Source organism: Vibrio sp. 378, assembly GCF_033339435.1.
In genome coordinates this window covers 24,965-35,042 of the sequence record NZ_JAWOUO010000023.1, presented here as the reverse complement: position 1 = coordinate 35,042, position 10,078 = coordinate 24,965, and the positions used below count along the sequence as shown (strand labels likewise).

General features: G+C 46.6%; 19 protein-coding genes. 9 read left to right on the top strand and 10 right to left on the bottom strand.

The annotated features are described in order from the left end of the window. Positions 1-93: 93 nt before the first annotated feature. The 8 genes from R7Q48_RS22790 to R7Q48_RS22755 all read left to right on the top strand — a co-directional run bounded on the left by R7Q48_RS22790 (position 94) and on the right by R7Q48_RS22755 (position 4,656). Positions 94-348 carry a hypothetical protein gene (locus R7Q48_RS22790; protein WP_318132474.1) on the top strand — a complete coding sequence of 85 codons (255 nt, stop codon included), beginning with the start codon at positions 94-96 and terminating at the stop codon, positions 346-348. Positions 349-512: 164 nt separating this feature from the next. After that, entirely contained in the window at positions 513-740 is a 228-nt protein-coding gene (locus R7Q48_RS22785) for a hypothetical protein (RefSeq protein ID WP_129148091.1), read from the top strand. Positions 741-1,003: 263 nt separating this feature from the next. Beyond that, positions 1,004-1,855, top strand: a complete 852-nt coding sequence (locus tag R7Q48_RS22780) for a hypothetical protein (protein WP_318132471.1) — start codon at positions 1,004-1,006, stop codon at positions 1,853-1,855. An 808-nt stretch (positions 1,856-2,663) separates the two neighbouring features. Further along, entirely contained in the window at positions 2,664-2,972 is a 309-nt protein-coding gene (locus tag R7Q48_RS22775) for a hypothetical protein (RefSeq protein WP_318132469.1), read from the top strand. 37 nt (positions 2,973-3,009) lie between these two features. After that, positions 3,010-3,420 carry a hypothetical protein gene (locus R7Q48_RS22770; protein WP_318132468.1) on the top strand — a complete coding sequence of 137 codons (411 nt, stop codon included), beginning with the start codon at positions 3,010-3,012 and terminating at the stop codon, positions 3,418-3,420. Position 3,421: 1 nt separating this feature from the next. Beyond that, entirely contained in the window at positions 3,422-3,625 is a 204-nt protein-coding gene (locus R7Q48_RS22765) for a hypothetical protein (RefSeq protein ID WP_318132466.1), read from the top strand. A 158-nt stretch (positions 3,626-3,783) separates the two neighbouring features. Next, positions 3,784-3,951, top strand: coding sequence for a hypothetical protein (locus R7Q48_RS22760; protein WP_269635512.1), 168 nt, complete (start codon positions 3,784-3,786; stop codon positions 3,949-3,951). A gap of 393 nt (positions 3,952-4,344) precedes the next feature. Next, positions 4,345-4,656 carry a recombinase family protein gene (locus tag R7Q48_RS22755; RefSeq protein WP_129148085.1) on the top strand — a complete coding sequence of 104 codons (312 nt, stop codon included), beginning with the start codon at positions 4,345-4,347 and terminating at the stop codon, positions 4,654-4,656. 3 nt (positions 4,657-4,659) lie between these two features. On the opposite strand, the gene R7Q48_RS22750 is transcribed toward R7Q48_RS22755, so the two are convergent. Continuing rightward, entirely contained in the window at positions 4,660-4,992 is a 333-nt protein-coding gene (locus R7Q48_RS22750; RefSeq protein WP_129148084.1) for a helix-turn-helix domain-containing protein, read from the bottom strand. 160 nt (positions 4,993-5,152) lie between these two features. Between R7Q48_RS22750 and R7Q48_RS22745 the strand changes: the two genes are divergently transcribed. Further along, a complete protein-coding gene (locus R7Q48_RS22745; protein WP_164977543.1) occupies positions 5,153-5,314 on the top strand; it encodes a hypothetical protein in 162 nt (53 codons plus the stop codon). Between the two features lie 315 nt (positions 5,315-5,629). On the opposite strand, the gene R7Q48_RS22740 is transcribed toward R7Q48_RS22745, so the two are convergent. The 9 genes from R7Q48_RS22740 to R7Q48_RS22700 all read right to left on the bottom strand — a co-directional run bounded on the left by R7Q48_RS22740 (position 5,630) and on the right by R7Q48_RS22700 (position 10,072). Further along, positions 5,630-5,782, bottom strand: coding sequence for a hypothetical protein (locus tag R7Q48_RS22740; RefSeq protein ID WP_164977542.1), 153 nt, complete (start codon positions 5,780-5,782; stop codon positions 5,630-5,632). Between the two features lie 78 nt (positions 5,783-5,860). Then, entirely contained in the window at positions 5,861-6,094 is a 234-nt protein-coding gene (locus R7Q48_RS22735; RefSeq protein ID WP_258484279.1) for a hypothetical protein, read from the bottom strand. A 72-nt stretch (positions 6,095-6,166) separates the two neighbouring features. Further along, positions 6,167-6,799, bottom strand: coding sequence for a ParA family protein (locus R7Q48_RS22730; RefSeq protein ID WP_129148082.1), 633 nt, complete (start codon positions 6,797-6,799; stop codon positions 6,167-6,169). Between the two features lie 143 nt (positions 6,800-6,942). Beyond that, complete coding sequence (locus R7Q48_RS22725) at positions 6,943-7,575, bottom strand: hypothetical protein (protein ID WP_318132463.1); 633 nt, start codon at positions 7,573-7,575, stop codon at positions 6,943-6,945. A gap of 11 nt (positions 7,576-7,586) precedes the next feature. Continuing rightward, complete coding sequence (locus tag R7Q48_RS22720) at positions 7,587-7,970, bottom strand: hypothetical protein (protein WP_318132462.1); 384 nt, start codon at positions 7,968-7,970, stop codon at positions 7,587-7,589. A 1-nt stretch (position 7,971) separates the two neighbouring features. Then, positions 7,972-8,199, bottom strand: coding sequence for a hypothetical protein (locus tag R7Q48_RS22715; protein ID WP_318132461.1), 228 nt, complete (start codon positions 8,197-8,199; stop codon positions 7,972-7,974). A gap of 5 nt (positions 8,200-8,204) precedes the next feature. After that, on the bottom strand, positions 8,205-9,050 hold the full coding sequence (locus R7Q48_RS22710) for a hypothetical protein (protein ID WP_318132460.1): 846 nt from the start codon (positions 9,048-9,050) through the stop codon (positions 8,205-8,207). A 9-nt stretch (positions 9,051-9,059) separates the two neighbouring features. Next, positions 9,060-9,656, bottom strand: a complete 597-nt coding sequence (locus R7Q48_RS22705) for a DNA N-6-adenine-methyltransferase (RefSeq protein ID WP_176311674.1) — start codon at positions 9,654-9,656, stop codon at positions 9,060-9,062. Next, positions 9,653-10,072, bottom strand: a complete 420-nt coding sequence (locus tag R7Q48_RS22700; protein WP_318132458.1) for a LuxR C-terminal-related transcriptional regulator — start codon at positions 10,070-10,072, stop codon at positions 9,653-9,655. The genes R7Q48_RS22705 and R7Q48_RS22700 overlap by 4 nt, the downstream gene beginning before the upstream one ends. Positions 10,073-10,078 lie beyond the last annotated feature (6 nt).

Sequence of the window (10,078 nt, the reverse complement as noted above, 5' to 3'; positions counted from 1 at the left end):
AGATATTAAGCTTAACTCAACTAACGATACCATTCAGTTGAAATGGAATGGGAAATACTGGTCTAAGCCTGTTTAAGTTTGAAGGAGTATTCAATGTTATTGGCATTCTTCATGCGCGTCCTGTTGGCGTTGAACATGTTTGTGCTGCACTTGCTGACTGGTCAGTCTGATCTCACGATTAGCGGTTGGAGTTACATCCGCGTTCGACAAGGTAAGCGCTCGCCCATCAAACTGATTGATTGGCTGTTCTTGAAGCTATTCAAGCAGGAGGACCATTGCCGAAAGGCGTTTGAATGGGAGCTGTCCCAGGCACGAAAATTTTACCTCGATAACCACCGTTATATATAACCCTCTAGGCCACCGCCTCGCGCGGTGGCTCCTTCCCTTTTACTCCTTCCCTCTCCCTTACACCAAATCACACCCTTATCATCAGAACTGTTAATTCCTTGCCATATCTATGAATTTTCTGTCTAATACTGTGGTTATATACAGTATTTATACAGGTGCGCAGGATGGCTGATTCACAAAAAAATTCTAATGTGGTTGATCTTTTACCGAAGATCGTTGATCTTGATGAGCTATTGCGTTTTGTTTGTGGCGCTTCTAATGAGGACGTATGCATGCACGGCTTAAGCGTCTCATTACTCCAGGCGAAAGGGTTGTCGGGCGATCTCCGTGCACACCTGGAACAGTTGGCCGCAGAACAAGCAATCGAGATCGAACAACACAATTTGAGATGAAATGATAAAAACTCTGTGTTAAAGTTCGTTTGTTCCCTGATGGGAAGCAGAATTTTGAGAGGTGAGAGTGGCTGGATAGCCGCTTTTGCTTATAGGAAAGACAATTTGGCATACGGCAGATAAAGAAAAACCCGCTTTGGTGAGCGGGTTATTCAAAATTGCTTCACACGAAAAAAACTTTTCGGTAAACGCAAACGCAAATTTAGTTTACCCGTGTGAGGCAATGACTGCAAGTATTTACCGCTAAAAAAGGTAGTAGCAGCATGGAACACGGGCAGACGGCTCCCGCATCACCAGCGCCAATTGGCGCAGTCGATGACGGTTTCACCCCTTACACACAAGAGCAAAAGCGCGCCTGGGCGAAGAAGAACGCCACAGAAAACGCTCAAATGCTTACTAAGTTTTTAGGCTATGAAGTTAATAGCCGCTTGCCTTACGTTTTGCTCCAAGCCGCCTCCGATGTGATCCGCAGCATCACCGACCGCAGCAAACTCAAAACCCGCATTTGTTTTCGAGCTGATCATTACGTCAATACGATGAAGGTGTTGGCCACGGCCATTCTGCACTACGATTTGGCTGCGAACCTGGTCGCCATTCGTGATAAAGCGACGGGCCAGCTAGAACGCTGTGAGAACTCTTTCTTTGCTGACAAGTTGTCGATGCCATCCAGAACGGTCGACAATTGTGTTTACACCCTCAAACGGTCCGGCCTTTACTTGTCTTTCGAGCAGCGCGAAGAGAAAGAAGAAGATGATCGCAAAGTCTACCGCGGCATTGCTTCGATAAAGCGTATCAACTCGGTCTTGTTCGAAATGCTTGGTCTTGGCCGCTTTGTCAGTGTTCAGCGTGCCAAGGCGAAAGAACGCGCGCAGATGAACCGTTTGCGAAGAACGCCGATCGAGGAAAGGCTCGATGAGTACCGAAAAACAGACGATCAGGTGCGCGAAAAGCGTAATAAACAGCGCGAGGAAGCGGCGGCGAAAAGAAAGAGTGCACTCGCTCAAGCGCAAGCCAATAACCGCACTCAAGACATTCTAGCCGCTCTAGAACGTGGTGAAGACTACACCCAAATCAGGGCGCAATACGAACCCCCAATCGACGATATACCCTACTAAATAACCCCGCCATCCATGCCGCTTAACTGCGGATTTTCTGCATTCCACAAAGTAAATAACCCACTGTTTTACATCAATAAAACCGTAAATATGGTATAATTCACCTTCTATTCTAACCACGATCACGGTGGATCTTATGGTGCGTTTGTACGATCGGCGAGTATTTAACATATAACTGGCGTGCGCCCCCTTTAATAAGAAGCGCCCACTCTCCCATATTATAAAAAACAAAGTAGTGTCGCTTCGCTCCATGGGTACATCCCATTAAATCGCATTCAAATACAGTGAACTGGAAAGTCCAGTGATAAGCGATTTAACGGGCCCCGTCTGCCAGCTTAAACACCAGAGCAAGTAAAGGTGCCAGTGCCATTGCTGGCAGCGCTGTAAGTATCTCTTGTCATCCGACAGGAACCTTTCGTACATTACGAAAGCTCAGTGGACCTCCCCTATTAAGAACATCACTAACTTCAAGCTATGCAGTTCCCCATATGCGCTACGCGCAGCTTAGCAAGGCGAAGGGTCGAGATTTAAGCTTTTGGCCATCTCATCGCTCAACGAAACTCAAAAACGCGTTGAGTGTTCATGGCTTTGCATGTCGTCGCGCGCTCCTCCATAACACTTACTCGATCCCGTTAACTAAGGGTGACAATGTCACTAAGTTATTATTATGGTTATATGTGATACCAGTCACATATAACCACGATATAGGCGGAGTTAGCCTAAAAAGCATTGATTGATAGGCGGTATCCGCCTATTATATTTTTAACGGGGGCGCACAGAAAGCCACTCGTTTCGAGGGGGCTAGTTGATGCCGCCGATGGAAGAAACGATGAGACTATCCGATGTGGCAACCATGAAGACAAACTATCCTGAAGCTGATTTCTGGTTAGTGCGTCGAGGCTCTTTAAAAACTGTTGGTCAACCGGTTCGGGAATTTAACCCGGAGCATATTGGAGTAAAGGTTATCGATACTAATTTCCTTTTACCTCGATACCTGTTCATTTGCTTTGAAGCGCTCCACTTGGAACGCAGATGGGAGCCGTTGGCCACAGGGACATTAAGCCTGGTTAACATCAGGGTTTCAGACGTTCGCAATATCGAACTGTGCCCGAGGTAAGAACGGGGGCGAAAGCCCCCTTTATCGGAGAGTAAGCATGCAAATCACTATACCGACATTGGCCGAGCAGCAACGCGTGATTGTTGCTGATGGCATAAAGAAAGCGGTTAAACAATTAAATGAAAATGTGGAAGCGTCAGTGTTTCCCGCACAAAGCGAAGTGAATGAGTCTGACTATAGCCGCGCTCATTTACTGGATAAACCTGATTATGAATCGCCACACCCTGATCTGATCGGTGCGTACTTTCGTCACTTTCAGGGGCTGTTCCCTGATTATGATTCAGATGCCAAGTTGGCCAAGTTGCTTGGTGTGTCTTCTGACCGTCGAATTAGAGAGTACAAACAAGGCAAGCATAAAGTACCTTATGAGATTTGGGATCGCTTCCTGGTGATGACTGGCCGAAAGCCACAAACGATCATCAAAGTATTTGGTTATTTAGGAGAATGACATGGAGCCAGTTAATCCAAAAATTATTGTTGATAACATTCGTGCCGGTTCGGTCTACGTGTGGTTGTCGCCTGAGAACGTGCCGGTGCATTTTCAATTGAGTGAATGTTTTTCTGGTTTCAGTGCTACGCCTGAAACGTCAAAAGCCTGGGCGAAAGAGTTAAGAAAAATCGCTGACCAGTTAGATAACCAAGAATCAAAATAGGAAAGAGAAATGGAAGATAGCGTGGTTTTATATTGTACCGAGTGCAAAGGTAAACATGAGTGGGTGGTGGTTGCGACCAATCCCGCTATAGATGAAAAGACCGCAGAGCGAGTTTGGGAGTGTACGAACTGCGGCAATGAAGAAACTGAGACACTTAGATGAATGACGATACTGATTCTGTTTGTGAAATTTGTGGTGAAGCAAAAGATGATGTGGAACTTTGTTTCGACCCTTATGTGCAAGCAACTAGCTTTGACCCTGAAGCCTACGAAAGACAGGTTTATCTATGTGGTGATTGCTATCAAAAACAGAAAGAAAGAAGCTAAATGGGGAAGAGACGGAATGAGGTCTACTCTGTTTGGATTCTGAACGGAAGAAAAGAAAACCTGATCTTTTGGCGGTTTCGACTCAAATCGGCCGCCAAATCCTTTCGCGTAATTTTCTGCTTAAAACCCCGCCATTCTGTAACAAATTTACAACCTGCATATTTGCCACTCTCGCGCTCGCTAACCTCGATCTTTGCCTCTTTGGATTCCCTACCCCAACTAACGCTTTAGAATGGCCACAAAACTCGTCTATTTAACATATAACCAATAACACGCCCCTAATTTAGAGTGGGCTGTCATGTTTTGCCACCTTGGGCATATCACTTTATATGTGTGTGATTTAGCATTTAATAAAAATAGCGTTTGTGACATGTCACGGTGGTAGGTTTGATTATGCAGTATGGGTATGTGGTTCGTGATAATGACTTTGGGATGCAGCAAAAAGCGTTAGATGCTTACGGGTGCAACTTCGTCATCGATAACAAAGAGATTGATCGAGTGATTGAAAAGCTCGTGCCTGGTGACGTTCTTGTCGTTTGGCGCCTGGATAAATTGGGCAAAGACATCCCGACGCTGCGTAAAGTCATCGATGACGTTCACCAGGCAGGTGCAAGCGTGCGTTCTATCAGTGATAAGTTCAACTCGGCGATGGCGAACAAAGGGTTACTCGATAAAATTATGGATACCATCTCAAGCGCTGAATAGAAACTACTCTTCTGGGCCGTACTTGTCTCGATAGATCATCATAATCAACGTAACAAGCGTGGTCCTGATGTCCGGCGGTAGCGTTCTGGCGGCCGCAGCGACATCCCAAGGCGTCGCACCGTGCACTCCTATCATATCTAGTGAGATATCCAGATCGGTCACCTTGAGTCGTTCTATCAGTATTCGATAGTGAGACATCTTCATCTCAGTGAGTCCATTCTCGATACGCTGGTATGTTTTTAGTGACATACCTATCATTTCTGCCGCTTCTTCTTGAGTTACGCCAGCTGCTTCCCTTCGGGTCCTGATCGCTTGGATCAGCGGTTCATAAGACATAGGTCACACTCCATAGGACAAATTTACGCCCAATACGCCAAGTATAGGACTGTTTTCGGTGTGCATATTTACTCTCATCAACTATATGGGCATGATTCAGCAGTCACTTAATTACCCGTTAAGTGCAGTTCAGAATGATATGTATGGCTAGGTGTATCTTATGAAAGATAAGGAAATAACTAAAACATGTGATGAGATGGACTCAATTTTAAACATTATGCGACGTGCCAATAACACTGGTGATGATGTGAGGATTGAAATTGAATCAGGTCTTAATTTACTCGAAGCAGTGGTCGCAGAGTTGCGGCAAAAAGGAGAATAAATCCTTTCTTTCAATCTAAAAAGCCCCGTCATTCAACGGGGCTTTTTGTTTAGAATAAGGCGTCTTGATGGGGTTGTAATGCCTTTTGCCGTGGCTTGCAATCGTGCGTATCGATGTCGGGTTCCTGTTCGTAGGATGGGCATGGTTGCTCATTCCAAAACACATGACACCTTTTTTGATTGCACATACCATAGCGCTGCTTCTTAGCTTCGCAATCGAATCCCCAGTGGTCTTTAGTTGGGGCCAGCTCGTCCTCTTTGTATCCTACCTGCTTATAGTGCTGGCAACTAAAGCACGTTCTAGGTAGCGACCAACTCATAGTGCTGCACCAAGTTGGTAGAACTCCCATACTCGATCTTGAAGCCATTTCGGCTTGCCTGACAAGTATTCCTCTAGAACGGACATGTCTAGAGTGTGCAGATCGATTAGACGCATTTTAGATATTGCGGTATATTGCGCTTGTGACATAACTGGATTCCTTATGTTTGGTTGGTCACGTTAGCCGGTGAAGAGGTCAGATGCTCACCGGCTAATTCATTTCTGGCGTTATAGCGCGCCGTCTCGCTCTAATTTCTCTCTAAGCGCTTCAATGATGTAGTCGGTAAAGTTAAGGCTTGTTTTTCCTTCCTGCTTCATCTTTTCGTGCTTCTCAAAGTAACTCATTGGCACGGCTTTAAGGTGCTTTGCTTTTGTTGTTGCAACCTTAGCTTCTTCGCTTTTGTTTTCGGTTAGTGCGGCTTTCTTGCCGACCTGGCTTAGTGCGTCCCAGTCTTTACTCATGTGTATCTACTCTATATCTAATAAATATTTACCGTGTATCCTTTGGATATACAGTAAATATACAAAGGGTATTTAGTTTAGTGAAGCTTTGTTTTGGATTTCTTCGGCTAAACGCTTCATTTCGCGTGCTGCGTCACTGTATTTTGTGGCTTTGTGTTCAACCACGCCAAGGCCGTTGGCCACCGCTAGCGGGTATTGCTTTCTGGTTGGAATGATGGTGTCCAGTCTCGACATGTGGCTCGCGTTCTTTAGAAAATCTTCTACGTCATTAAACTTACGGCGGTTAGGGTGGACGCGATTGAAAAGAACGTGGGCGGTGATGTGGCTATCCATCTCTTTGCTGATCTCTGCCAGCACTTCGTCAAATCGACGTAGGCCGATCAGTTCGGTGGTGTCATCGTTCGCCGGCACGATGACCAGGTCGGCAGCTGCAACGGCCAAACGGTTTACGTCCGAGTCAAAACCACCACAGTCAATCAGTACGGTTTTGCCATCGTCCGATTGCTTGAGTAGTTCAATTAGGCTGGCACGGCTATCACACGTATGAATTGGCAACTGGTCGTCACCACGTAGCTTGTTGATGATGACTAAGCTTTGGTGTGTGTCCTGGTCGACGATAACGTCTGGTTTAAGGATGGCTGCTAGGTTGAGAGTTACAGTCGTTTTGCCAACGCCACCTTTGTTATGAGCAATTGCTATGATCATGATGAAATCCCTGTTGGAGTATTTGATATATATTTAACGTATATCTTTGGGATATTCAATGGGTATTTAATAAGTATTCAGTGTGTATCTTTTAAATGAGAGGGAGGTACAAAAAAGCCGCCTGTTCTGGCGGCGTATGATGGCTATAGATAAAACTCTGGCTTTTGATATTCAGCCCAACCTAGTAATTCATAATCATCACCAAACGGTAGGGGTTCGTAATAACCATCAAACTCTTGATGTTCTTTGCAAGAGTGAAAACCGACTGCTTCTATAGGTTCGCCATCGATCGATACAAAAGGGTCGCCGTTGATTACCTCTCCGTGCTCATCGAGCTCTAGAGGTTTGTTGACGTAGTAAGCAGAAATAACAAACGTCTTGCTCTTTTTGGTTTGGTTGATGCTACCTGTCACTTTGATTGCTACCCAGAATTTCTTTAAGCCTTGGCTTTCCACCTGTGGCGTTTCTTCTGGTGAGTGCCATTTTACTTGAATGTAAGGGGTTCTCTCTGCCAGTTCTTTGGCAAGTTCTTCTCCCCAAACTTCAGCAAGGCTTTGCATGTTGTAGTTGTAATTGTCTTTTATATGATGCTGAGCTGTTCTATATAGCTGGGCTAGGGTTGGCTGGTTGTTGTCAATAAAACCCGCTTCAAACGCACCGATATGAGTGTTGACGAAGTTGATGACAGCGGATGCTTTCACAGCTTCAATGATTGGCTTTACGTCTTCAACTTCCAATCCACAGTTTTCGATAATATCTCTAGTTGCTTGGTCCATGTTTTCGCTCCTTACTCATTAATGCCTAAAAAATAACTAACCGCTGATTTTCTTCTCTCCAGCATCTTGAGCTGGGTGAGAGCTTTCCTTAATGCGTCTATCTCATCCTCGTATTTCAATTGCTTGTTTAGGTTGGCTAGGGAGTGGGCATTTTCGACACGACGTTGTTGACGCTTGAGTTCGTCCAGCTTCTTTTGGGCGTCTTTTCGTTTTTGCCCTTTGTGGTACTCCACACAGCCTTCTTGATAGCCAATGTCAAACGACAACTTATCGAGGTAATTAGTATCGAGCGCTTGTTTTGTCAGTGTCTCGATGTTGGTTATTTTTTTCTGACGATCTTGAATGGCTTTTTCAGTGGCAGCGATAGCCACTGAGTAAGCGTTGAATTGATCCATGCTAGTCTTGCTCCTTAATTGGATGACCCGCGCATGAGCCATCTGGTTTTTTGTTGTCACAGCTGGAATCCAACACAAAACAGGTTTCACCATCATCGATCATGGCGTTAAGCTCTTTTCTTGCAGCTTCGGCGCCATCAGGGTGGGTTACATGCTCCAGCAGTTCTTTGTCGGTCAGTTCTAATAGCCAGTGAACGCCATAATGTACGTGAATGACTCTTGCTCCCATGGTCATTACCCCTCAAAGTCGCCGTTGTAGTTCACAGGTATCATGTCGTCTTCGTGCACGATGCCGTCTTGAATCGCGTTGACCTTGTAAAGCCAGTTAGCTGCAAAGCTTCGGACGTCTTCACTTGGTTTGAGTCCACCGCGTGGCGCTGCGCATAGGTTGACTTCGCCTGTCTCTGGGTTGTAGTTCATCAATCCACCGCGGCCAGATTGGTGTAGGTAAAGCAGTGAGCGCCCTTCGAAACGGTTGCCGTTCTCGTCTTCCATCGTGGTTTTTTGTGGCCAGATGATGAGGTGGTGTGGCCCTTTGTGGTAAAGGCCACTGCCTGTGTCGTGCGCCAGCTGCTTTTGTAGTTCTGCAATTTTGGCAATGGCTTTTTGCGTGTTGGCTCGCTCTTCGGTCAGTTCGTGACGGTATTGTTTGTTGTCTGTCTCTAGCTTGGTGATGCGCTTGTCTTTCTCTTTGCCTTTCTCTTTTATGCGCGCAATTTGCTCACGTAGCTTTTTCGGGTTGTCGCCGCCTTTAAGGCTGGTCAGCTCTTTTTGGGTGGCTTTTAGTTGGTCACGAAGTCGGTCGCGTTCGGTTTTTAATGCCATTGCGTTTTTTGCAATGCCTTCGGCTTCTTGAGCCATTTTGCGACAAAGTGCGTTCTCTTCCTGGAGCGCTTTGATTTCTTCGATTTGGGCATGGGCTTGGCGTTTGTAGCCGTCGCGCTCTTGGGTTAGTCGCTCATTCTCGGCCACCATGGTGTCCCAATCGGCGTTTTGCTGATTGTAGGAGTGAAGAAAGGCGATCAATAGATCGTCGCCGCTGAATTGTGCTAGGTCTTGAACTGGTGCGTTTGCGTTCATGAGTGTTCCTTAATATTCGATTTTAATTGTGCCGATGTCGCGGAAGGCGTTGGCAAAGTTGTCGAGGTTTGGGCCTAAGTAAGTTATGGCGCTGCCTTTGGTGACGTTGTTATCAATGGTGCCGTCCGGCTTGTAATACTGAATGCGTTTATTGGGCATGCATTGAGGGAAGGGTAGGAGCTTGCGAAACCACGCTTCAGAGGTGTTGGCGAACGTAATGCAAATGGCCTCTTTGACGTGACCTTGTTCATAGTGGTGTAACAGCTTGCTGATCCAGTCCATGTTGCTCGGGATATCGTGGTCAATATGGTGGCCACGTTTCACGCAGGTTTTCTTTTTGCATCGAGCGCGCTTGGCTGGACACGCTTTCTCGCCGCGGCTGAATGGGTGATTCATCCATAAAGTGTCCGCGGTCCAGACTTGTTTCATGCCGTCGGTTTCTTTGGTGAAGATATGGTCTGCCTGGACGATAAGATTCGCGGCCAATGAACTGGCTGGATCGAGTTCAATACCGCCCATGCACTGACGAGCCGCGTCGACGATTTCTTTAGGGGTGTAATACTCAAAGTTGCCGCTGTCTTGATTGATGCGGTTGGCGTTGTTCATGCGTCGATTTCCTTGTTTCTACCTGCGCGAACCACGCGCATGATGGTGTTGGGGTTTCGGCCTCCACGACGTGGGGTGCGTGTTCGCATCATGTCGCTGTCAAAACTTTGCGCTCCGGTGGTGAGTGCCAGGCAAAGGCACAAGGTGCGCACAAAGGCTTGCCCTTCGAGGGTTTGACCTTTTGCTTTAATGGCAAGAATTCCGTTAATGAATGCCTGGGCGATGGCGTGAGGTAGGCTTCTGGCGTCGAGCTTTTTTTGTAGTTGTCGGTTGAGCTGGTTCACCGTGGCCATGTCGGCGCCTAGTTGACGCGCGATTTCGCTGTTGGTCATCCCACTGGCGTGTGCCAGTAGGAGTTGTTGGTCGATGTCGTCCAGGTGGTGTTGTGGGTGTAAGGTTAAGTTCGCAGTGTCCATGATGGG